Here is a 23,352-nt window from a genome sequence, read left to right on the forward strand (position 1 = left end):
GGTTCTCGCACCCGAAAGCACGCAAGTTTTGGGCCGAGAACAGTTACAACCAGAGTTTACCAAATCACCGCGCACCCCAGCGGTTTGCGAATGACTCCTGTCACGCGTCGTGTCATTGCCCCTTCTAATCAGCGAAAGACCCTCACCTTTTAGATTCTGCACCCCGCCCTAAAGCACAGGCTCCCGGCTCCACAATCTCGCTTATGCTGACAGGAAACATGTGCAAACAGCCAGCCTCATTGTGCAAATCGACAACTAAACCCAACCCTCGTGTGATGAGCGATAACCCGCATCGTGACGCAGATCCAGCGCGGGAGCGTCAGCCTTAGGTCCGCTGCGCCATCCATCGCACAAGTGCGACCCGTCACACTCGAGTCGACGCCTCCCAGAAAATCTGCCCTCACAGGGACAAGCGAAACTGCATGAACGTTCAGTTTCATATATGATCTCTCAAGTCTCTGATTTGCTGTGAACTACCTCACCGCGCATTGTGCGTCAAGGTACGGTCACCTGCAGATCCGTCTTTTTGGGCACGAAGAACTCGAGCACACGAAGGAAACTCATCATGGAAAAACTGATTCGCGGTATAGCCCGTACGCTTGCCGTGCTTTCAGCGGCTGCCATCGTGGTGATGGTTATTGCGATCTCGATTGACGTGTTCGTACGTAACACCACCGGCGGCTCGTTGGGCGGCATGATCGAAATCGCCGAAACTGCGATGGTCACTGCTGTTGCTTTTGGTCTGGCTTGGGCCGGGGTCAATGGCGAGCACGTTGCGGTCACGCTGGTTACCGACCGTTTTGGCCCCCGGCTGGCAAAACTCACCAACATCTTCGTTTGGATCGTGGTTGCCGCGTATACCGCCTGGCTGAGCTGGGCCAACATCCTGCGCTCGATCGACTCGTGGCAGTCCCAAGAAACCCGCTTTGGTTTAGTCCAGTGGCCGATGTACCCGATGCGCTGGGTTTTGACGCTAGGCATCATCTCGCTCTTCGTCGTCGCCATCGTCAACCTCATCCGCAGTCTGGGTGGTCAGCAGCCCATGGGCTTCGCCGACGAAATCGAAGCAGCGCTGGCCGATGATTCCATCGTGGATCGCACCGACACTCACCCCGCCGCGGCCGTGACAGAAGATATCGCTGACGCCACGGAGCACACCAAAGGAGAGCACAACTTATGACAGTTGGCATGGTCATCGTATTAGTCCTACTGCTGATGCTCGCCCTGCTGTTATTGCGGGTGCCGGTCGCAGTTTCGCTTGGTGTGTCGGGTGCACTTGGACTTGCCGCGCTGCGCGGACTAAACCACACCACCCTTGAGCTCGGGGCCAACCCGTTCTCGCAAACCGCAACGTTTTCGCTGACGATTATTCCGATGTTCATCCTGATGGGGATGTTCGCGGTGCGCGCCCACGTGGCCGACTACGTGTTCAAAATTGCCGACCGTGTCCTGGGGCGCTTCCCCGGTGGGCTGGGTATTGCCACGGTTGCCGCTTCGGCTGGTTTCTCTGCCGTGTCCGGCTCCTCAATCGGGACCGCTGCCACCATGGCGCGGCTGTCCGTGGGCGAAATGCGTGCCGCAGGGTATCCCGCAGCAATGGCCACCGCGCTGGTTGCTGTTGCTGGAACCTTGGGCTCAATGATCCCGCCGTCGACATTCCTGGTGCTGTATGCGATCTTGGCGCAGGTGTCGGTTGGTGAAATGCTGGCTGCGGGTATCGTACCCGGTGCGCTATCCGCCATCGCTTATGCCCTGTGGATCATGTTCGCCGGCTGGCGCATGCAAAAAGACGGCAAGGTTGTCACCGACGCCGATAACGTCCACGACGCGCTGACCCAGGCGTCAGATATCGCCCGCGAACACAAAGAACAGACCCCGCTGGCCAAACTGCCATGGCGCGGTCTGCTCTACGTGGTCATCCTATTTGCCATCGTGCTAGGCGGGATGTACTCCGGGATCTTTACCGCAACCGAATCCGCCGCATTTGGTGCAATCGCCGCCGTCCTCATCTTGTTCTGGGAACTGCGTAAAGAAGGGTGGAAAGGTATCTGGCAGGGCATCACCGGTGCGCTAGAATCCACCGCTTCTACCACCGCGATGGTGTTCTTTATCGTGATCGGCTCCGGCATCCTCACCGCATTCTTTGTTGCCGCTCGGGTCCCGAATATGATCACCGAAGCGGTGCTGTCCTGGAACATGTCCCCCACCGTGGTCATGCTCATTTTGTTACTGAGCCTCGTTCCGTTGGGCATGGTGTTGGAATCGCTGTCGCTCCTGGTGATCTCGGTGCCGCTGCTGCTGCCGGTGGCCATCGAGTTCGGGTTCGATCCGATCTGGCTGGGCATTCTGATCGTCAAGTTCATTGAAATCGGCATGGTCACTCCACCGGTCGGCATCAACGCCTTCGTGGTCGCCGGCACCACCGGTATCCGTGCGGAAACGGTATTCAAAGGGATTGTGCCGTTTTTCATCATCGACCTGGTGCTGATCGCGATCTTCTTCTTTATCCCCGACATCATCTTGTTCTTGCCGAGTCTGGTGCAACATTAGGAAGGGTAAAATACTATGAAATCAAGATTCTTCTCTCGTTTGGCCAAGCTCGCAGTCACCGCTGCCGTCGGCGCCCTGGTGCTGACTGGTTGTGAACAAGGCATCGTGAAAGGTGCCGACAATTTCTACTTCAACGTGGCTAACGGGGCGCTGGATGGCACCCAGCACCACCGGGTGGCCGAAGAATATTTCGACGCCGTTGAAGAAGCCTCTGACGGTCGCATCGAATTCAACCGCACCTCGTTTGAAGCCGTGTGTGCCATGAACGAAGTTGCCGACTGTGTTCGTGACGGTCGCGCCGATATCGGGTTAACCGTCGCCGACTACACACCACACCTGCTGCCAACCCTGTCGGTCATGTCGATCACCTTCTTGAATAACGACATCCAGGCATCGGTTGAAGCACTCTATGACCTACACCAAAACTACGAGCCCGCTCGACAGCAACTAGAATCGGCCAACCTTGAGTACATCTCCACCTGGCCGGTAGGAGCCCTGCTCATCGGGTCAAAAACTCCCGTGAATTCTCTCGACGATGTCAAAGGGTTGCGCGCCCGGGCCGCCGGTCCGGTGACCCAGCGCTCGCTTGAGGCAGCCGGAGTCAATGTCAACGCCTTCACAGCTGCCGAGACCTACGAGAACCTCCAGCGCGGCGCCATCGACTCGGTTGCTGCTTCGCTGGACTTCGGGGTGAACTATAAGGTCACCGAACAGCTCCCCTACTGGGCTGATCCAGGCCTGGGCCAGTACACCGCCTACGGCATGTGGTGGAATAAGAACTCCTACGATTCATTAACCCCAGAACTCCAGGAGATCGTCGACGACGTCACCCGCGAATTCAATGAAGGTCGCACCATCGAAATTGCTAACGCAGAATTAGAAAACATCTGCCAAGGCATGCTGGACTCCCCCGATGTCGAAAGCTTCCACACTTGGCCCGAAGAGGAAACCCAAAAGTGGATCGACGTCGCCGCGGATGAGGCCGAGTCCGCCTGGCTGGAGATCATGAATGATTACAACTTCGCCGACGCCGATCGCTACCTCGAAAAATACATCGAAACCTACAAACAATACGAGTCCCCTGACAACCCCGTCGACGCCGGTATTGCCTGTGCTGGCAGATGGCAGGAACTGCACAACTAGGTACTCGCTCGACCCGGACACGTGGCAGAACGAGCCGGGAAAAAGCGTCACGAGCCGGCCAGATTCGTGCTTGTTGCGGATCAAGAATTAGCGTAGCGTCACTGTCATGAGCGCCATATTTGATTCAATCCGAAGCATCCGGTTCCGTCGCGGCCCACAACGCATCCTGGGCGGGGTTGCCGGAGGCATTGCGTCGCGTTTTGGACTTAACGTGTGGCTGGTTCGACTCTTGGTGCTGGTGTCATTTCTCTTGCCAGTTCTCGGTTGGATCCTCTACGCCGTCATCTGGCTGATCACACCATGGCGGGATAATAGCATTCCTCTCGAGCGGATGCTCAACAAGAACCGCCCGTCGCAACGCTGAACGCTGCTGCCCACCAGCTTGAGACCTTGCGAAATACTAGAGCCCGAGGATCTGGCGGGCCTCCTGCACCCGTTGGGTTGGGATAAGAACCTCATACCGGGAAGCCTCCAGGGCTCGCGCCGAGGAGAAATCTCGTTTCCCGCGGGTCATCGCATGCCCTACCGCACCAGCGATTGCACCGAAAATTGCGCCGAGGATGACAGCAGTCAGGACGATAGACAGCCAACCGACGACGGCAAAAATCCCGAATAGTAACCCGACGAAGAGTCCAAACCACAGGCCAGATAGAGCACCAATACCGGCGGCTTTACCGGTGGTCATGCGACCGGTCACTACTTCCACAGATTTCATGTCGTGCCCGACGATTTGAACGCCCTCCACCGGGAAGCCGGCATCAGAGAGCTTATCGACGGCGTACTGGCCTTCGGTATAGTCCGTGACTTCCATGATCTTCGTATGTGGTGGTGCGGGTGGTTGCTGAGCATATTCAGTCATTGAAAACACCTTTCACTTGGATCGTCTGGATTCACTCGCGACTCTAACAAAGGCGAATTACGAACATAAGGGTGCAACCTCGACCTATCTTGACAGCTGCGTGCCGTTGACCGACCAGCGCCCCAAATCTTGTAGCCGACCTGGCGCATTGTTATGTTCAATGTCATGTAACGTTAGTCACGCTCACACTCGGGGACCGCGAACGCATATGCTGCACCTACTGTACGTGGCAAAGCAATTCGACCAACCTGCCACTGGGAGACAAGACTTTCACCGCCTATGAACAGTGCGGAGGGTAGCAGCATGAGAAACGAGATTCTGCGTCGCGTGGGAATCAGCCTGCTGATCGTCATTGCGGTGTCCATTGTCGTGTTTGCTCCGACACTGTTGCTCCCTGATGCTCCGGGACGAATGGATGAATCGCCCGTCTCACAGTACTTCGGCTGGTTAGCTGGGCTGTTGGACGGGAAACTGCTAGGAGCACACGTTATAAACACGCTGGTGCTACTCGTTGCCGCCGTCATCATTGCGACCCCGCTGGGGGTCTTGATTGGCATAGCTTCCGCGCGGCGCAGGCTCAGAAGACAGAAACACCGTCTGCACTGGCTCTCGCTGGTGTTGACGGCGCTGCCGGAGTTCATTGTGGGGCTTGCGCTGCTTGGAATTTACGCCATCGTGGTACTTCCGATTTTGCCGGCTGTCTCCGCGCCCAAAACGCAGGTTTGGGAATCGCCGATCCAACTGATGCTGCCACTGGCCACCTTGGTCCTGGTGGCCACGCCGTATGTTGTGCGTACGACCAGGTCGGCGCTGGTCGAAGCACTGGATTCAGCCTCAGTTGAAATGGCCAGGCTCAAAGGTGTCCCAGAAAACCAAGTCGTCACAGGCCATGTGCTACCGCATACGATCGGCCCCGTTGCCAAAGCCATAGCGGTGCAGCTGACCTGGCTGATCAGCGGCGTGGTCATCATTGAATACCTTTTCCAATATCCCGGAATCGGTCAGGCGCTCGTTGCTGCCGTCACCCAGCGCGACGTACCAGTCGTCCAAGCCATCGCCCTCCTCGTCGTCGTCGCATGTGTTGTTGTCCACCTCCTGGCCCAGCTGGTGGATGTTGCGGCGAGCCCGCGGCTCAGGAGAACTCATGCGTAGACAACAATCGCTTCAGGCATCTGCTGCCCCGCCCCGGCCGCTCATCCGTCGAGTGTGGCAGCAGCCCTCCGGCAAAGTCGGCATGGTGCTAACAGCCATCATGCTGGTCATAGCCGTGGGCGGTTATCTTTTCGCCGACGTCATCACCGGTCATTACCCCACCGATGTCATCGGCCAGCCCTTCGATTCAGCCGGGATCGCTGGCACTGACATCCAGGGCCGGTCCGTGGCTTCCCGAGTCCTCGCCGGTGGGTTGACATTGCTAGGGTATTCGCTTGTAGCCACCATCATCGGTCTGGCACTGGGGACCGTGTTGGGTTTGCTCGCAGGATATCTCGGCGGAGTGATCGACTGGATCATCATGCGGGTCAACGACGTCGTCCTAGTCTTCCCCGCGCTAGTCCTGGTGCTGTTGGTCATCGCGGTTTTTGATCCCGCCGCGTGGATCATCGTCCTCGTCCTCGGACTCGTGCATGCACCGTGGGTCGCCCGGAGGATTCGAAACACGGTCCGGTCGATAACATCCCAGGACTATATCCTGGCGGCGCGCATGTATGTGACGTCGCACTGGACCATCCTCACACGGGAGATTTTGCCGCAGATCACAGGGCGACTTGCCGCCGAATTCGCTCTGCGTCTGACGTATTCGATCGGTCTGATGGCGTCATTGTCGTTCCTCGGAGTCGGTATCCAACCGCCCACCCCGGACTGGGGATTGATGATCAAGGAAAATCTCGTCGCGCTGACCAGTCAACCCTGGGGCGTGCTGCTACCGATCATCGCAATCGCACTGTTAACCACTGGCACCCGCCTGCTGGCTCACGCCATCGCCCAAGCCACCGCACTCACCGCGAAGCACACCAGTTAGAGGCACCATGACCACCCAAAACCCAGTCCTCACCATCCAGAAATTGAGGGTAGCCACCGACGACGGCGAAATCCTTCACGGCATCGATCTGGAACTCTACCGAGGCGAAATTCTCGGGCTGATCGGCGACGCAGGTTCCGGGAAAACCACGGTCGGACTGGCTTGCCTTGGGTATTTCCGCAACGGGTTGCACTATGTCTCCGGCCGGGTCATTATCAACCCCGTTGACGGCACCGAACCGTTCTACCTGTTTGATCAAGACGCCGAAACCCTGCGCTCGCTGCGCGGCCGCCGACTGGCCTACGTGCCAGCAGACCCCGCGATGGCGCTGAACCCAACGATGCGCGTGGGCGACCAAATCCACGAGGTCCTGACCGTCCACCACTATGCAGATGATGACGCAAAATGTCGCGCCCGGGTCGACCAGGTCCTGGACGAGGCAGGATTACCCCACGACGAGGCCTTCCAGCACCAGTGGCCGCACGAATTATCTGGCGATCAACCTCACCGAGTTGCGCTGGCGATGGCCTTTGCGCTGACGCCCGACGTTGTGGTCTTCGATGAGCCTACCGGCAGCCTAGATGTTCTGCCCCAGGCACGCGTCCTGGACACGTTTCGACGCCTGACTATTATCCATAACGCTGCCAGTCTCTATATCACCCACGACCCGGCGGTCGCAGCGTCGCTGGCCCACCGGGTGATGGTCATACATCGTGGAGAAATCGTGGACACCGACGCTCGGGAGGGACTCCTCACCGACCTGGATAGGTATTCTTCGCGTAGTCTCGTATCCGCCGTGTCGGAGCCGACCCGCGATCATGCTCTGGAGACTTCGGTGGAGTCGCCTTCGGCCTCGGTTCTGACCATCGATGAACCAGTCCACCTCGACCGGGCCACGGGGGAACGCGAGCACCTTATCGCCGTCGACGACCTGGCGGTCTCCTACCGTGAACACACCGTGCTGGACCGGATTGACCTGGGCGTCGAAGCAGGCGAATGCACATTCATATTTGGAGAAACCGGAGCGGGCAAGACCACCCTGGCCCGATCGATTGCAGGGCTGCTCCCTCGGTATAAAGGGACGGTCACACTCCGCGGCAAGACACTGGCTCGTAAGATCCGCCGGCGCAGCCTGACCGACCGCCAAGACCTGCAGTACATTTTTCCATCCCCGAGCGCCTCGCTGAACCCACACCACACGCTCGGCCAATCGCTGTCGGTCCCCCTAGATGCCTCAGGTCGCTTGCCGGTCGAACAGCGTCGGGTCGTGGTTGAAGAAACACTCGAGGCCGTGCAATTAGACAGCTCGTTTTATAATCGACGACCTGCAGAGGTATCGAAAGAACAACTCCAGCGGGCCGCCATCGCCAGAGCCCTTGTTGCTGCCCCGTCGGTTTTGGTCTGCGACGACATCACCACCGACCTGGACGTCTCCGCGCAAGCTTCGATCATCACGTTGCTAAACTCGCTGCGAGAATCTCGCGGACTGACCATCTTGTTCTTAGCGCGCGACATCAGATTGGCTCGCCATGTGGCCAACCGTCTTGCGGTACTCCACCACGGTCAGATCGTCGAGCACGGCACCGTGGACGACGTACTGGAAAATCCCAACCACAGCTATACCGAGACCGTGCTCGCCAACGTCATGGAACTTTAGTGCGACTGCACAAGCGCGCTTGATGTCGAGGTGCCGGTGCACAGCCCCCTGCCAATCCAAGGTCTTAATTACGTGGTTTCAGTTCACCGGGAAAGCCGACAGTTCGCCCTCTCGGCTTGACCAACTCAATGCCTTCGCTGCCTGCTGCCTGAGCCTAGCCGTCAGTTACAGCCAACAAAATGAGCTGGAACAGTGCCTGAGTAGATCCAACATGCAGTTCCTTGATATTCCAGACCTGAGCAGCTCGTTGATCAACCGGGACCCTGTCTCGGATTAATAATTTAGGAATGAGCCCTGTGAACCGTTGGAATCTCGGCAAGGGACTCAATAACAAAGGACCCGATGACAGCACATACTTGCCGTCATCGGGTTCCTCAGTGAATTAGCTCCGCGTTCCATAGAGCTTCCCGCGCGATCTCATGATCCGACATTAATAATCGCCAAGGTTACTTCCACCGGACAATATCAATCGAACGCGACAGTGCAGTCATGAACATGGCCGCTACAATCATCGCTGCCGTCCCGCAAGGCTACCCCCGGTTATGAGTGCACCTTAGACGAGGGCGGGTTCTGGCTCAACTACTGCGGTCGTCTTGGGCTTTCTTAAGCGGGGGGTGTTCAGTACCATCGTGCAGACAATCGTTAGGCCAAGCCCAATCGCCCCTATAACAAGCATGAGATCTAAACTTCCGGTCCTAGCTACTAGGATCCCACCCAGAGCGGGCCCAATAGCACCACCAATTCCGTTCATCAGGTTAAAGGAGTTCATCACTTGGTCGGATCGTGGCAAGTCTGCAAGGCTTGCCATTATGAAAGGCAGCGCGAAGGTCCAGGCAAATTTAAACAGGATTGCTGCAAGGGCAAAGCGTGCAGCATGTGGGGCGCCGATAAACAACAGTACAGAGATCGCCATAGCCCCCAACCCTAGGGTCGTCAGAGCTGACCGATACTTCGTGTCTCCGATAAGGGTCGCTAGCAATGCCGAGGCTACTCCGGCGATCGTGGCGAACGAAAGTATAAGACTCGTGGTATCAGCCGAGATACCACCTGCTGAAGCCAAAAGACCTGTGAGCGCCCATACACTGTGGAGGGAAGCGTAAAAAATGAGAATGGCTGCCAAACCAAAGATCGCTGGGGCCCATCTAAAGGACTCGCCAATGTCTTGTTTTACAACCGATCCGGCGTCTTCATCCCTAAAGCTAATCCCTCGGACCGAGGGGAGAGTAAGGAGACACAAGGCAATAATCCCAGCATGAGCCAGATATACGCCGCCAAGGTCCATTCTGGCAAAAGTCCAAGGGTAGAGGCCGAGCATAACTGCAGCCATAGCGAGCTGTGCTGTCACCCATATACCTAAAGCTCGACTGCTATTGGCCATTCTGCGACAAAATGCAAGGATAACGACCACCATGGAACCTGCTGCCAAGGCTGTTAAGCCTCTTGCACTTGCTAACAGCCCAAAGGTAGTGGCAATTGATGAGAGTATATTTCCGAAGACCATCAATGTTGTCAGCAAAACCATGATGGGGACAAGACTCACGCGTTTAAGCCATAAATACGCAGGAAGCGTCGCCAAACTGAGTACGCCCATTTCGACTGAAAACAGTAAACCAATTTTATCTGCCTCCATATCGTGAGCTTCAATAAGTTGGTCGGTCATCGCCGGGTAAGTAAGTAACACAGCGTACATGACCGCAGAGAATGCTGCGATCATGACATATGCCCCACGGTGAGAAATCACCTGAGGGGTAGTTGAAGGGTTCATTAGATCCTGCTTTCGATCACCATTGTTTTGTATGTGTCATTAAGGAGTCTTATTGTTGGTTTTCTTGGTCCGTGCAAAATAAACGAAGTTGGTGGCACACCTTGCCGCCCCGGCCCCCGGAGCCCGTACTCCGCTGGAATGTTCCAACCGGATAACCAGGGTCAAGAACTCGGCTGAGGTTGGGCAGGTAAGCGGAATGTATCCGCCCATATCACGGCGTCTTCATCGAGACAGTGGTAGTTGGACCATGAGATGTGCTGAGTTAGAGCGCCAGCCCACCTCACAAGGAGATGGACCATGAATGTTAATGCTTGGTGCAACGGAATCATCAAAAATCCTCCATCGTTCCTGGCATGAGCACCCTTGCCCGATCATCGGAGGGTTGCTGCGGCGTCGTCGAGCCAGATCTCTCAGCCGCTCTGGATGGTTTATCTGCCTAGCACTGTACATGGTGGGTCGTTTGCAATGCCAGGACCACACCCGTATCTCGTCAAAGTTGGACATATTGCGGCGAGACGAAGCTCTTCAGTCTCCCACCCACTGGTACAGGGAGGGATGCCCCGCTCAACACTTCGGCACAGGAAACTCCACTGTGAGCAGTCTCGGGTTCGTCTCCTCATGAGCAGCTCAATCAATTCGGGAATGCTGATATTTTCGCCGCCGTATTCCTGCGCTACGGTCAGGGCGGTGAATCCTGAGTCGGCGAGTAAACGCACCTGGTCACAAGGGAGCTTACGATTCAATTCACGAGCCCAAGCCCCGAGGACGTGCAGTCGCGCCTGCATCGGTTTCACCCCGGAACCGGAGAAGTAGACTGTAGGCATCACTCATGACCGTGTTGAGGAGCTTTTTCGTGCGCACGTATCCACACCACTTGACCACCGATTTACCGGAATTGCCGGTGCCGAGGCTGGACGAATCGTTGGAACGATATCGCACCTCGTCGGCGGCGCTGTATGGTCCAGAGGGCGAAGCCGACGTCAACCAGGCGATCGCGGATCTTATGATGGGTCACGCTCCCGCACTGCAACAGACATTGGAAGAATACGCCGCTACCATGACCGAGGCTGGCTCGAACTGGCTGGCCGAGCAGTGGATGGAACGCTATCTGACCAACCGGGAGCCGCTCCAGCTGACCACCAACGTGACATACCAACTCAACTTATCCACCGCTGCCACCGGTGTGGACCGCATTGTCGAGCTGTTGCAGCGAATTGGTAGCATCCATATCCTGCAGGCCAAACGGGCAACCCCGGCAGAGCTTGATGTGCAAGGACGACGTATGTCCATGGACGGGTGGGCGGAGTTCAACGGCGGTATCCGAACACCGGCCATTGATGAAGATCTGTGGATGCGCGCCGGCACCGGGCCGACGTACCGCACCATCGGGCTCCTGTACCAGGGACGAATGTGGGAGGTTCCGCTCACCGGTTCGGCGGGCAAACTCTTAGAAGCCAGCCAGCTGCGAGCATCCGTGGAGAAGGTCCTGCACCAGACGGCGCCGGCCCACCAGAACTTTGCCGCGTTCTCCTCAATCGGGTCCGAGCTGTTATCGCTTGAGGCGCCGTGGGCGGCCGAGGAAAACCGTTCGATGTATAACCGATTAGTCAATATGCTCTTCACGCTCACCCTTGATCCAGAGAGCAGCGACGAGCTGCAAACGTTGAAGCGGTGGGCGTTTCATCCAGGATATGCGTGGGTCTATAAGCCGATAAGTTATCTCGTTGCGCTGGAGTCGGATCTAGTCGCTGCCCATGTGGAACATTCGGTGATGGAGGCAGGTACGCTGGCGACCGCGGTGGCGCGCATGCAAGCCGTGGATTGTGAAGCGCTCGACGCCCAGTATGATGCCTATGCGACAAAACCTCACGAGTTAGTGTGGCACGGGGTCGAAAACGACCTGGTGGACACGGAAGCTGCGACCCAGGCGATGTATGTTGAACGCGTAGTCGTTCGGCGGGATGAAAACCTCCCATTTCCCATTAGTTTTGAAGCCGGGGCCCAACTCATCCTCATGATTGCTCAGCTGTTGACCTACGGCTATATCCGAGCGCAGTCCGCAGTATTCGATATGCGCCATTTCCGTGCAGGTCGCACCGAAGTGGTTCGCCCGGTGACGGTGCAAGCCGTGGACTTTGTGACCGCTTTAGTCCAAGGCCGGGCGACCGAAGAACAATTTGCTGCCGCGCTGACTGCGCATCGAGACTGGATCAGCGCCGCTAATACTGGCAAAGTCTTTGACCGACACCTAATGATGCTGCAGTACATTGCACAAGAACTCGGCGGCGCTGACGCAGATTTTTTCACCAAGCACACCAAAGCTCGTCAGAATTTCCTGTCAACCTCAACCCTGGGCGGCGCGGATGCGATTCTTCGCAGTCTGCTTGCCCCCGCCGATGACAACGGTTTCGGGGTCAGTTATGCACCTGCTCAGCAGGGCATTGAGTTCATAGTGACTTGGGTTGAAGGGACTCGGCAAGCTGAAACCTTTGTGAGTAAGTTGGCACCGGCAGCCGAACTCCTCTACAACTTCACCGAAGCTATCTAACCTTGCGCCAGCTTATGCGTCTTCGCGTTGCAGCGCTGCGACGTCAGCAAGTTGGGCATGCGGCGTATCTGCTGGGATCGCTTCATTGAGGCGTAAGCCAGTTTCGGCATCAAAGACGTGTAAATATTCAATGTCCGGGACGATGTGCACAGTTTCGCCCTTCATCGGGGGTTTACGGCCGTCGACACGGACGATCGTGGGTTGTAGGGTCTCGAAGCCTTTAGGGATGCCATAGATATACGCATCGGCACCTAATTCTTCGGTGACGATGACTTCCATTTCCAGTCCCCCGGCGTCGGGAGCGACGACGCGAAGGTCTTCGGGCCGCATACCCAGAATGACGGTGGAGCCCGAGGCGCGTTGCAGTATGCCGTCGGGCACCGCAAAACGTTGGCCTCCGATGTCGACACTTGTGCCGTCATGACTGGTTGTCAGCAGGTTCATGGATGGGGAACCAATGAAACCGGCGACGAACACGTTGGCGGGCCGCGCATAGAGGTTTCGTGGCACATCGACCTGTTGCAGGATCCCGTCTTTTAACACGCACACCCGGTCGCCCATGGTCATCGCTTCGACCTGATCGTGAGTCACGTACACGGTGGTGACTTGCAGGTTTCGGGTCAGAGCTGCGATCTGGGTGCGCGTTTGGACACGGAGCTTGGCATCAAGGTTCGACAGGGGTTCATCCATGAGGAACACTTTGGGGGAACGAACAATCGCGCGTCCCATGGCTACGCGCTGGCGCTGCCCACCGGAGAGTGCACGCGGTTTGCGGTCGAGGTAGTCTTCCAGGTCGAGCAGTTTGGCGGCTTCGAGGACCTGGCGGTTTCGTTCCTCTTTGGGTACGCCCGCGATTTTCAGCGAAAACGCCATATTATCTGCGACCGTCATGTGCGGGTAGAGCGCATAACTCTGGAAGACCATGGCGATGTCGCGGTCTTTGGGCGAAACATCGGACACGTCTTGCCCATCGATGAGGATGCGACCTTCGTCGATCTCTTCTAATCCCGCCAGCATGCGAAGCGCCGTGGATTTCCCGCAGCCGGAAGGTCCCACCAGCACCAGGAACTCGCCGTCTGCGATCTCAAGATTCAGGCGGTTGACGGCCGGCGGAGCATCGGCAGAGTAGATACGGCTGGCAGATTCATAGGTCACAGATGCCATAGTGGCGTTTACCTTTCACAGGCTGATGTGGTGGCCTCGGGCGCTCGAGTCAGTGTCGAGCGGGGAGGCTGAGCGGTGAGGTGAACCCACAGGCGCGGGGTGCGCCCGTGGGTTCATTTGAGTTGGTGAGGCAGGAGGTTACTGTTCTACTTCGCCGGCGAGATCCGATTCGTAGAGCGACTCCAGCTCGGTTTGTACGTTCTGCATGGTCTCTTCGACATCAGCATCTGTGGTGAGGATGTTTTGTAGGGCCTGTGAGAGTTCGAGATCTCCGCCAGGCACGAACAGTCGGGCGTTGTCTTGAACACGGGCACGCTCGAGCTGATCCACTGCGGTTTCAAACTGTGGAGTTTCTTCATAGACCGCGGACATGTCAGCATCGACGTGGACCGGGACGTACCCGGTTTCTTGCGAGAACTTGGCGGTGGATTCAGCACTGGACATATGGCCTGCGAACATGGCTGCGGCCAGCTGACGTTCTGGAGTGCTATCAGAAGCGATCATCAGGCCGGCACCACCGGTTGGGGTCTGGCCTTCACCTGCGGGACCACCTGGCAGAAACGCGGTACCGACCTCGAAGTCAGCAGACTCCAGGATGCCGCCGAGTGAACCGGTTGATTGAATGATCTGGCTTGCCGCCCCGGCGGAGAAGTCATCAGCTGGGTCGCCGGAGGCCACATTGGCCCAATCTTTGGTCGCATCTTGGGCGAATTGTAGGGCTTCGATCGTCTCTGACGAAGAAACCGGGGAGAAGTCCCACTCATCTGACCAGGCGCCACCGTAAGCCCACACCAGGTTAGCCATGGTCCAGGCAGGGTATTGATCCTGTGGAGGGAATGCGAAGGCCGAGTTGGCCACATCGGCTTCCATGAGCTGTTTGGAAACTTCGGCGACTTCTTCCCAGGTTTCTGGTGGGGCGTCGATGCCCGCTTTTTCGTAATGATCGATGTTGTAGTAGAACAGTGGCGTGGAGCGAGCATAGGGCACCCCGTAGTGCGAGCCTTCATACAGGTAGTCTTCATAGAGTGCTTCGACATAACCGGAAGGATCGACGTCGGCGGCTTCGAGCAGGTCGTCGACCGGAATCAAGGAGTCATTGAGGTAGTTGGGGAACCAGGTGGCATCTGACAGGACGACGACGTCGGCTTCGGCATTACCCTGTGCGGTTTGAAAGCGCTGGGAGGTTTCTTCGTAGTTGGCCCCTGATGTCACCACGTTGACGGTGATACCGGTTTCTTCGGTGAACTCTTCGATGAGTTCGTTTTCAATATCTTGGGAACCGCCCGGGTGGTTGGTCCAGAAGGTAATTTCTTCGGCCGGTTCGACACCTTGGAAATCGGTTGCTTCGGCGTCGTCATTGGCTTCGCCCGAGGTGTCTGGCCCACAGGCCGTCAGAGCTAGCATGGCAATACTCAGCACGGTGGTGCCAAGGGTAAGGCGGCTCCTGCGAGCGCGTCCGTTGTGTTGTGTCATAACGACTCCTTTATCTTGAGGTAGCGATGAGGGGGTGGTTCGCTGGTGCCTTATTTCACGGCACCCTGGGTAAGACCTGCAACGATGTAACGCTGCAAGGCCGCAAAAATGATGAGCACGGGAATAATGACCAGCACCGCGCCGGCCATGAGGATGCCGTAACTACCGGTCTGACTTTCGATGGACTGCAACAGGTTCAGTCCCACCGGCAGGGTCATCTTGTCAGGGGAATCGATGATGATCAGCGGCCACAGGAAGTTGTTCCACTCATTGACGATAGTGACCAGCGCGACTGTCGCAATCGCTGGGATGGACACGGGCACGGCGATCTGCACGAGTTTTCGCAGGTGTCCTGCGCCATCGAGTTCTGCCGCTTCGAACATCTCTTTGGGCAGGGCCATGAAGTGTTGTCGTAGCAAGAAGGTACCAAATGCCGTCCCCAGCCCGGGCAGGATGATCCCCCACAGGGTGTTGCGACCGCCCAGGCCACTGATGGTCAAATAGTTTGGCAGCATCGAGACTTCCGGTGGCACCATGAGGGCCACCAGGATCCCCAAGAAAATGAGGTTCACGCCCGGCACCCGGATGAACACCAGCGCATAGGCGGTGGTGATGGCAAGAACCACTTTGATCGTGGCCCCAATAACGGTCACGATCACGCTATTGCCCAGAACGGTCAGCAGCGGGACGCGGTTGGCCACGGCCCCATAGTTATCCAAGGTCGGATCCTGAGGCAACAAAGCCGGATCCAGGGTCACGATTTCATGCGGGGGTTTGAAACTGGATAACACCATCCAGGCCAGGGGCAACACAATGATCAACAGGGCGATGAGAATCGGCAGATAACCGACCAGCATCGTATCGGCGAGGTTTTTCGGAGCAAAAGCCTGCCGCCATTGAGCTGGTTTGCGCTGGCGGCGTGTCTTGGGCGCTGCCGGATCCATGGCTGATGGCAACCCGGGTGTCGTATTCGAGGTCACTGGTAGTGCACCTTCCTTTCGACATAGCGCAGTTGCACGGCCGTGATAATAAACAGGGTGAAGAATAAGACGACGGCGATCGCAGCCGAGTAGCCGGCACGCTGATATGCGCCAAACGACTGCAGGTAGATCTCAAAGATGATCGTGTTGGTCCCGTGCCCGGTGGGGGTCATCGTCCGCAGTACATCAAAGGCATTGGTCATTGAGAAAATGATGTTCGTGACCAACAGGAAAAACACTGTGGGAGTCAGCAGCGGCAGAATAATGGAGAAGAATCTGCGAACTGGACCAGCTCGATCAATCGTGGCGGCTTCGATGAGTTCTTGGGGAATGGACTGCAGCCCCGCCAAGAAGACGACGGCGCAATACCCGAGGTTCTTCCAGACATACACCAGGATGACCATGGTTAAAGCCCAGTCCTCATCGAGGTACCACTGGGGTGATTCGATGCCGAAGAAGTTCAAAATGTGCGACAGTGCGCCCAGGGTCGGGTCGAAAATAAAGTTCCACACCATTGCCACGCCCACACCAGATAAGACGTAGGGGGAAAAGATTGCGGTACGAGCCACGGTGCGGCCCGGGAGCTTTTTATTCAACACCAAGGCAATCAACAAGCCCAGGATCATGGAGCCCAGGACGGCGCCCGCGGTGAAGATGCCGGTGACCCGCCACACTTCTAACCCGGACTCTGAGGTGAAAAACCGGACATAGTTGTCGAACCCAACCGAGGTGGCGGTTGCCGAGCCAAGCCGCCAATCGAGGGTCGAATAATACATGTTGCTCAACAGCGGATAGTAAATAAACGCCAGAATCAGCAAAATGTTGGGGCCTGCGAACAGCAGGAATAAGGACCAGTTTTTGGAGAGGCGACGGCGTCGACGCTGTTTTCGTGCTTTAGCTAATTCGGGTGATTCCGACGAGTCCTGCGCAACGGAACGAGTCGAACCCACTACATGGCCTTCGGTTCCGCTCCCGTCTCGGACTGCCGTCATAACCCCTCCCTCATTAGGCACGCGTCTTAGTGTCTAATAGTAGAGCAAACCTCCGGGAGAAGTGAGGTAAATCTCGGGTGAACAGATGGCGAACCAGGGCGACACGCCACGCGAGGGGCATATGCGACGACCTGGAAGCCCTGTGAGGAGTGGCAGCATTATAGCGTGTCTTCCTGAAAAGCCAACCCTTCGGCGGCTAGTGCTTCACCGAGAATGCTGATGGCTTTGGGGCCAACGCCGTGCAGGGTTAACAATTCCTGTTGAGTGTGCTGACTGACTTTGGCCAGCGAATCCACACCGGCCTGATGCAGGGCACGCGCAGCAGTCTTGCCGATCGCATCAGGTAGATCTCCGACAGGACGGACATCCGGTGTGGACATGGTGTACTCCTACTTTGAGGCTTCGATCTGTTCGGCTGCAGTCGAGTCCGAGTCGTTCAGGAATTTATTGATGCGGTCGACCTCATCGGTCTCGCCAATCGCAGCGGCCGCACGGCCCAGCGAATACAGTGCACGCAAGAACCCACGGTTCGGCTCATGCGACCATGGGATAGGACCGGCACCCTTCCAGCCCGCACCGCGCAGCGAATCCAGCCCGCGGTGGTAGCCCACCCGAGCATAAGCATAGGATTCCAGCGTGCGTCCGTCGTCCCAGGCATCTTCTGCGGCCATGGCCCAGGCCAGGGAGGACGCCGGGAAACGCTGTGCGATTTCCTCGGGCAGATCGCCGGCTTCATAGCGAGCTTGGACCTCGGGTTCTTCGGGCAGCAACGTCGGTTCTGGTTCCATCAGATTCTTACCAATGAGTGATGACACGTTTATTTCCTTCCACTAAGCCAATAGGGCCGAGTCTACGCGGTGTGCGGGTGGCAGTGTTTATACTGAGTCAAGCACGTAAACCCCACACAAGGACACCATGATTTCCGTTCGAGAGCTTACCAAGGTGTATCGACAGCCCACCAGGGACGTCGTGGCCATCGACGACATCAATCTAGATATTGACGACGGCGAAATTCACGGGATTATCGGCCGCTCGGGTGCAGGTAAATCCACCCTGGTCCGATGCCTGACCCTGTTAGACCGTCCAACCAAGGGCCAGGTCATTGTCGGCAGCCAGGATCTCACCGCGGTGTCTGACACCAAGCTGCGCAATGCACGCCGTCGAATTGGCATGGTGTTTCAGCACGCGAATCTCTTATCCTCGCGCACCGTGGCCGAAAACGTGGCGATGCCATTAGAAATCGTCAACGCCAAGAAGGCCGAGCGTCGCGCCAGGGCGTTGGAGCTGCTCGAGCTGGTGGGACTCCAAGGCCTGGAAGATACCTACCCGGCCCAGTTATCGGGTGGGCAACGCCAGCGCGTTGGGATCGCCCGGGCGCTGGCTGCGGATCCGGATGTGTTGTTGTGTGATGAGCCCACGTCAGCACTGGATCCGAATACTACCGACGATATTTTGACACTGATCCGGTCGGTGGCCGACCGACTGCATTTGACCGTCGTCGTCATTACTCACGAAATGTTGGTGGTCAAAAACCTGTGCGATTCGGTGTCACTGTTAGAGGCCGGCAAGATTGTGGAATCCGGCAAACTATCGGAAGTTGCTGCCGATGTGAACTCGCAACTGTCGCGCTCGCTACTGCCGCTGCCAACGCACCAGCCGGTCACCGCGGACCTGGTGATTGAAGTTGTTGGCAAGGCGGATGCCGTCAATACCCCGATCGGTAGCACGATTGCCGCCGAGAATCCGGTGACCGTGGACATTGCCGCGGCCAATATCGAAACGCTGGGCACCACGCGTTTCGCTCACTACCTACTGGGGATCAACAGTGACCAGCCGATAAACCTCACCGGTATTGAAGCCACCCTGGCCCGTCACGGGTTCTCCGTGCGGGTGCGCGCTGCCCGAGGAGTCCAAGCATGAACTGGTTTGAAGAACTCCTAAACAACCGCGCCCTAGAAACTGCCCTGCCCGAGGCCATCTGGGAAACTGTGGTCATGGTCGGCATCGCCGGGGTTGCCACTGTCGTCATCGGCGGGGTCATCGGTGTTATTTTGCACCTGACCCGTCCCGGCGGTCTGGTGCCAATGCGCACGCTATATGCGATCTTGTCGTCGATCATTGTCAACATCACCCGCTCGATTCCGTATGCGATTTTGATGGTCGCGCTGATTCCATTTACCCAGTGGCTCATTGGCAGCTCGATCGGACCGATTGCCGCCACCGTGTCACTGACCATTGCCACCGCGCCGTTCTTTGCGCGCCTAGTCGAAACCTCGCTGCGCGAAGTGCCATCCGGTACGGTGGATGCCGCCCAGGTCATGGGCATGTCCAACGGCCAGATTGTCACTAAAGTGTTCTTGCCCGAAGCCTTACCCGGGCTGATTTCCGCGATCACGAACACCACCGTGGTGCTCATTGGGTACTCGGCGATGGCCGGACTCATCGGTGGCGGCGGGCTTGGCCGACTGGCCTATAACTACGGCTACCAGCGCTTTGATTCCCAGGTCATGATCGTGACCATCATCGTGATGGTGATCGGCGTCCAATTGATTCAGTGGATTGGCGATAAAATAGTAGCGGCTGTCGACCACCGCTGACCTAGCTCAGCGCACGGTCACAAGACGAAAAAACCATGTCAGGAGTACACATGTTCAAATCATCACGCACCTCCCGCCGGTTTGCGCTCACCGGTCTTGCTGCGGCGTCAGCCCTGGTGCTGGCCGCTTGCGGTGGCGGATCCGACGAGGCCGAAGGCCCGACCGCCAACGAAGATGGTGTCACCACCCTGACCGTCGGCGCGACCCCGGTCCCCCACGGTCAGATCCTGCAGTACGTTTCCGAAGAGCTGGGCCCAGACGCCGGCCTGGAAATTGAAATCGTAGAATTCGACGACTACCAGCTGCCAAACCGTCAGATGGACGAGGGCAACCTGGATGCCAACTACTTCCAGCACATCCCGTTCTTAGAACAGCAGATCGAAGATCACGGGTATGAAATCTCCCACGGCGAGGGCGTGCACATCGAACCGTACGCGCTGTTCTCCTCCCAGCATGACAACGTCGAAGACATCGGCGAAGGGTCGACCATTGGTATTACCTCCGACGCCGGAAACCAACCCCGTGCTTTGCTGCTGCTAGAAGCCGTTGGTCTGTTAGAAAACATCGAAGAGGACTCCGCGGCGCTGACGCTGACTGATGAGCAAAACCCGATGGGTCTGAAATTCGAAGAAAACCCACCAGAAATCCTGGCCCAGGTAGTGGACGACTCCGCTATTGATGCAGCAATCATCAACGGTAACTACTTCCTCGAAGCGGGTCTGAATGTCGAAGACGCGCTGATCGTTGAAGAAGCCGAGAACTCCCCATACGCTAACGTTCTGGCCTGGAACACCGCCGATGACGGCAATGAAGCCATCCAGAAACTCGATGAACTGCTCCACTCCCAAGAGGTAGCAGACTACATCACCGAAACCTGGCCCGAAGGTGAAATCATCCCGGCCACTGCAAGCGAGTAAGCCCGAATCCTTACAAACACGGCGCGGTATCTGTCAACAATGTGGCAGGTACCGCGCCGTTGGGTTAATGGGTATGACAAACCGCCATGGTGGCGCTTCTTCAGGTCGTCGCGTACTCTGCATTGACCGATATTTCGGGCACATGTTGTACTGAAAGACAACGGCATACGGTGAAATTCACCGCATCCTAGCAACATCTGAACACAATCACCGTGCAGCACACTGGGTTGCACAGGTTAAGGAGTGCTCATGAAAACACCATTCAAAAAATCCGCCGCCCTCCTGGGGTCCGCCCTGCTGGCCGTCACGCTCAGTGCTTGCGGCGCCGACGACGACACCAGTCCGGTTCCGGAAGAACCCAGCACCGAGCAATTCGATGGTTTTGAAGACGAAGCCAACCAGCCCGATCAAAGCGGCACGCCACTTGACGAAGACGGCGCCCCAGGCACTTCCGAGGGCGAAGACCCCGACACCAATCCCAATGAAGATGAAACCGACGACATGGGACCTCGAAATGAAGAAACCGATGATAACGATGAGCGTGATCCCCAGGATAACTAGCGGAAGCCCGCTCATCCGCCGACTGGTCTTACTTCGCATGCACGAACAATAAGATACCGAGGGCGGTGCGTTACCCACGGGGGTGACGCACCGCCCTCGTCATTTCTCTGATCAAAAGGTGGCGCACGCCCGCGGTATGTCCAACAATGCGATCAAAACCGCACAACGTGTTGACCAGGTGTGCTCGCCCAGGCGTCTCGCAGCGCTCTCTGGCATGGAGCGTGCTGTCTTAGCTCAGCTGTTTTCTCAGCTTCGCCGGCTCGGTAGAGTCACCTCATGGGACAGAATCATTTGAAAAGTATTGGCTTGGGGATTGCCGCAGGTGCCGCAACCGCAGCCAGCATTATCGCCGGCCAGAAAATTATGACCACCGCCAAAATTAGTCAAGGCCATCCACTCAAACACCGCATGTTGGATATCAGCTCTAATCTGATGCAACACAAATACCCTCTCGATGCGATGAGCACCTACCTCAACGGCTTTCATTTCTATGCTGACGACATGGGCCGCCAGGTGGAAGCAACACACTTTTGCATTCACTTACGCCACGACCTGCACCAGTGCGTTATCTTCGACAGCAACGAACCCGATGCACGATTGATTGGCATCGAATACATCATCAGCGAAGAACGCTTCAAGACACTTGATGAAGAAGAAAAGCAGCTGTGGCACAGCCACCACCACGAAGTAAAGTCCGGGACCCTGGTCGCGCCCGGCGTCCCACAGCTTGCCGAAAAAGCATATTTCGAAGATCTCATTACCACCTATGGCAAGACCTTCCACACCTGGCAATATGATCGCGAAGATTTTCCCTATGGTATCCCCCAGCTGATGATGGCTTTCACCGCTGATGGGCAACTGCGCGACGACCTCTTAGCAGAACGCGACCGGGTGCTTGGGATCTCAACTGAAAAGATCCGGCAGCAGCGCGCCGACATTCCCACACCCATGGTCCAGCCCGGCGCCAACGCTTGGGAAAGTGGTCAAACCGCGCAAACGTCGCTGAAATTCATGGAAATGCAAGAGTAATCCGTCCATCACCGTGAGGAGTCAGGCATGAAATCAAAGGTTCGGCTCAAGGGCGCCGTCGTGGTGATCACCGGCGCATCCAGCGGTGTCGGTCGTGCCACCGCGCGCCAGTTCGCCCAAGCTGGCAGCAACGTCATCCTGGCAGCCCGTGGCGAAGTAGCATTAGAAAAAACTGCCGAAGAGTGCCGGAAACTCGGTGCCAAAGCACTCGCCGTCCCCACCGATACGACATCGGCGCAGGCGGTCGAGGCACTGGCCCGGCAGGCGGTAGAACGTTTCGGTCGGATTGACGTGTGGGTCAATAGTGCAGCCGTGCACCTGTTCGGAGCGGTAGAAACTGTGCCGCTGGATCACTTCCAGCGAGTCCTGGAAACCAACGTAATGGGCTACGTCCACGGCAGTCGGACCGCGATCCACCACATGAAAAACCAAGGACACGGGGTGCTGATCAATGTGTCCTCTGCGACAGCCAACGTGCCCCAACCCTTCGCTGCCGCATATTCCATGTCGAAAGCCGCAGTCAGTGCACTGTCGGTGAGTTTGCGTTCCGAGCTCTGGTTGGCTGAGGAACAGGATATTCATGTCGTCACCATCCTGCCGCCGGCGGTGGACACCCCACTGTTTAGTCGGGCGGCAAACTACAGCGGTCGCAAGGTTCGCGCGATGCCGCCAGTCTATGCACCGGAGACAATCGCCAGAACCATTGTGAAAGCTGCAGTCAAACCGAAGGCAGAGATTGCGGTGGGTGCCGGTGCCAAACAAATGATCAAACGACATCGTGCCGCACCGGAAGCCACCGAACGTCTCATGGCACTCCAAGTGGATCGCACCCACCTGTCTCGAACGCAATCGGCTCCCGATACGTCAGGGAATCTCTATGAATCCACTACCGCAGACGATGCCATGACAGTGCACGGTGGATGGCACGGAAAATATCGGCAACGTCGTCGCAAGGCCGTTGGTATAGGATTACTTCTGGGTGCGGTCGGTGCCGCAGTGGTCGCAAAGCAATGTGCAGAGCAATCCATAGCGACAAAGACTATCAAGGCTACCGCAAAGAAAGCCGCAAAATTGGTTGCCTAAATCGCACTCGCGGT

22 protein-coding genes and 1 riboswitch are annotated in these 23,352 nt (G+C 57.1%); of the genes, 14 read left to right on the forward strand and 8 right to left on the reverse strand.

The genetic code is table 11. The features are described from left to right. Positions 1-565 precede the first annotated feature (565 nt). From FB556_RS10155 to FB556_RS10170, 4 genes are all read left to right on the forward strand, one after another. On the forward strand, positions 566-1,180 hold the full coding sequence (locus FB556_RS10155; RefSeq protein ID WP_141867290.1) for a TRAP transporter small permease: 615 nt from the start codon (positions 566-568) through the stop codon (positions 1,178-1,180). Beyond that, complete coding sequence (locus FB556_RS10160) at positions 1,177-2,550, forward strand: TRAP transporter large permease (protein WP_141867292.1); 1,374 nt, start codon at positions 1,177-1,179, stop codon at positions 2,548-2,550. The genes FB556_RS10155 and FB556_RS10160 overlap by 4 nt, the downstream gene beginning before the upstream one ends. A 15-nt stretch (positions 2,551-2,565) precedes the next feature. After that, a complete protein-coding gene (gene dctP / locus FB556_RS10165; protein WP_141867294.1) occupies positions 2,566-3,693 on the forward strand; it encodes a TRAP transporter substrate-binding protein DctP in 1,128 nt (375 codons plus the stop codon). Positions 3,694-3,799: 106 nt separating this feature from the next. After that, positions 3,800-4,057: a PspC domain-containing protein gene (locus tag FB556_RS10170; RefSeq protein ID WP_141867296.1), complete on the forward strand. Its 258-nt coding sequence runs from the start codon at positions 3,800-3,802 to the stop codon at positions 4,055-4,057. Between the two features lie 36 nt (positions 4,058-4,093). Here FB556_RS10170 and FB556_RS10175 read toward each other — a convergent pair whose 3' ends face one another. After that, the gene (locus FB556_RS10175; protein ID WP_211344023.1) at positions 4,094-4,552 is read right to left on the reverse strand and encodes a general stress protein; all 459 of its coding nucleotides are present in this window, start codon (positions 4,550-4,552) and stop codon (positions 4,094-4,096) included. A 303-nt stretch (positions 4,553-4,855) separates the two neighbouring features. Here FB556_RS10175 and FB556_RS10180 point away from each other — a divergent pair, with 303 nt between their 5' ends. Genes FB556_RS10180 through FB556_RS10190 form a run of 3 tightly spaced genes read left to right on the forward strand, consistent with a single transcriptional unit; the run spans position 4,856 to position 8,229 of the window. Next, the gene (locus FB556_RS10180; RefSeq protein WP_141867298.1) at positions 4,856-5,704 is read left to right on the forward strand and encodes an ABC transporter permease; all 849 of its coding nucleotides are present in this window, start codon (positions 4,856-4,858) and stop codon (positions 5,702-5,704) included. Continuing rightward, complete coding sequence (locus tag FB556_RS10185) at positions 5,697-6,572, forward strand: ABC transporter permease (RefSeq protein ID WP_141867300.1); 876 nt, start codon at positions 5,697-5,699, stop codon at positions 6,570-6,572. Before FB556_RS10180 ends, FB556_RS10185 begins: the two co-directional genes overlap by 8 nt. 7 nt (positions 6,573-6,579) lie before the next feature. Beyond that, the gene (locus tag FB556_RS10190) at positions 6,580-8,229 is read left to right on the forward strand and encodes an ABC transporter ATP-binding protein (protein WP_141867303.1); all 1,650 of its coding nucleotides are present in this window, start codon (positions 6,580-6,582) and stop codon (positions 8,227-8,229) included. A 553-nt stretch (positions 8,230-8,782) separates the two neighbouring features. Here the strand turns inward: FB556_RS10190 and FB556_RS10195 are convergent. After that, the gene (locus FB556_RS10195) at positions 8,783-9,994 is read right to left on the reverse strand and encodes an MFS transporter (RefSeq protein WP_141867305.1); all 1,212 of its coding nucleotides are present in this window, start codon (positions 9,992-9,994) and stop codon (positions 8,783-8,785) included. Positions 9,995-10,330: 336 nt separating this feature from the next. Further along, positions 10,331-10,424: riboswitch (SAM riboswitch) on the reverse strand. A gap of 423 nt (positions 10,425-10,847) precedes the next feature. Between FB556_RS10195 and FB556_RS10200 the strand changes: the two genes are divergently transcribed. After that, a complete protein-coding gene (locus FB556_RS10200) occupies positions 10,848-12,542 on the forward strand; it encodes a choline/carnitine O-acyltransferase (RefSeq protein ID WP_170200439.1) in 1,695 nt (564 codons plus the stop codon). Between the two features lie 12 nt (positions 12,543-12,554). Here FB556_RS10200 and FB556_RS10205 read toward each other — a convergent pair whose 3' ends face one another. From FB556_RS10205 to FB556_RS10230, 6 genes are all read right to left on the reverse strand, one after another. Next, positions 12,555-13,706, reverse strand: coding sequence for an ABC transporter ATP-binding protein (locus tag FB556_RS10205; RefSeq protein WP_141867309.1), 1,152 nt, complete (start codon positions 13,704-13,706; stop codon positions 12,555-12,557). Between the two features lie 138 nt (positions 13,707-13,844). Further along, complete coding sequence (locus FB556_RS10210; protein WP_141867311.1) at positions 13,845-15,179, reverse strand: ABC transporter substrate-binding protein; 1,335 nt, start codon at positions 15,177-15,179, stop codon at positions 13,845-13,847. A gap of 50 nt (positions 15,180-15,229) precedes the next feature. Continuing rightward, the gene (locus FB556_RS10215; RefSeq protein ID WP_141867761.1) at positions 15,230-16,123 is read right to left on the reverse strand and encodes a carbohydrate ABC transporter permease; all 894 of its coding nucleotides are present in this window, start codon (positions 16,121-16,123) and stop codon (positions 15,230-15,232) included. A 32-nt stretch (positions 16,124-16,155) separates the two neighbouring features. Next, the gene (locus FB556_RS10220) at positions 16,156-17,151 is read right to left on the reverse strand and encodes a carbohydrate ABC transporter permease (RefSeq protein WP_141867313.1); all 996 of its coding nucleotides are present in this window, start codon (positions 17,149-17,151) and stop codon (positions 16,156-16,158) included. A 158-nt stretch (positions 17,152-17,309) separates the two neighbouring features. Further along, positions 17,310-17,531, reverse strand: coding sequence for a helix-hairpin-helix domain-containing protein (locus tag FB556_RS10225; protein ID WP_141867316.1), 222 nt, complete (start codon positions 17,529-17,531; stop codon positions 17,310-17,312). Between the two features lie 9 nt (positions 17,532-17,540). Beyond that, positions 17,541-17,939 carry a DUF3151 domain-containing protein gene (locus tag FB556_RS10230; RefSeq protein ID WP_141867763.1) on the reverse strand — a complete coding sequence of 133 codons (399 nt, stop codon included), beginning with the start codon at positions 17,937-17,939 and terminating at the stop codon, positions 17,541-17,543. Between the two features lie 127 nt (positions 17,940-18,066). On the opposite strand from FB556_RS10230, the gene FB556_RS10235 reads away from it, so the two are divergent. The 6 genes from FB556_RS10235 (at position 18,067) to FB556_RS10260 (ending at position 23,338) form a co-directional block, all read left to right on the forward strand. After that, positions 18,067-19,071 (forward strand): methionine ABC transporter ATP-binding protein, encoded by a 1,005-nt coding sequence (locus FB556_RS10235; protein ID WP_141867318.1) that lies wholly within the window; start codon positions 18,067-18,069, stop codon positions 19,069-19,071. Continuing rightward, on the forward strand, positions 19,068-19,748 hold the full coding sequence (locus FB556_RS10240) for a methionine ABC transporter permease (RefSeq protein WP_141867320.1): 681 nt from the start codon (positions 19,068-19,070) through the stop codon (positions 19,746-19,748). The genes FB556_RS10235 and FB556_RS10240 overlap by 4 nt, the downstream gene beginning before the upstream one ends. A 50-nt stretch (positions 19,749-19,798) precedes the next feature. Continuing rightward, positions 19,799-20,665 carry a MetQ/NlpA family ABC transporter substrate-binding protein gene (locus FB556_RS10245; protein WP_141867322.1) on the forward strand — a complete coding sequence of 289 codons (867 nt, stop codon included), beginning with the start codon at positions 19,799-19,801 and terminating at the stop codon, positions 20,663-20,665. 249 nt (positions 20,666-20,914) lie between these two features. Next, positions 20,915-21,226: a hypothetical protein gene (locus FB556_RS10250; protein WP_141867324.1), complete on the forward strand. Its 312-nt coding sequence runs from the start codon at positions 20,915-20,917 to the stop codon at positions 21,224-21,226. Positions 21,227-21,502: 276 nt separating this feature from the next. Then, a complete protein-coding gene (locus FB556_RS10255; protein ID WP_141867326.1) occupies positions 21,503-22,255 on the forward strand; it encodes an OBAP family protein in 753 nt (250 codons plus the stop codon). Positions 22,256-22,282: 27 nt separating this feature from the next. Further along, positions 22,283-23,338 carry an SDR family oxidoreductase gene (locus FB556_RS10260; protein WP_141867328.1) on the forward strand — a complete coding sequence of 352 codons (1,056 nt, stop codon included), beginning with the start codon at positions 22,283-22,285 and terminating at the stop codon, positions 23,336-23,338. Positions 23,339-23,352 lie beyond the last annotated feature (14 nt).

This window comes from Enteractinococcus coprophilus (assembly GCF_006716305.1).
GTDB classification, from domain to species: domain Bacteria; phylum Actinomycetota; class Actinomycetes; order Actinomycetales; family Micrococcaceae; genus Yaniella; species Yaniella coprophila.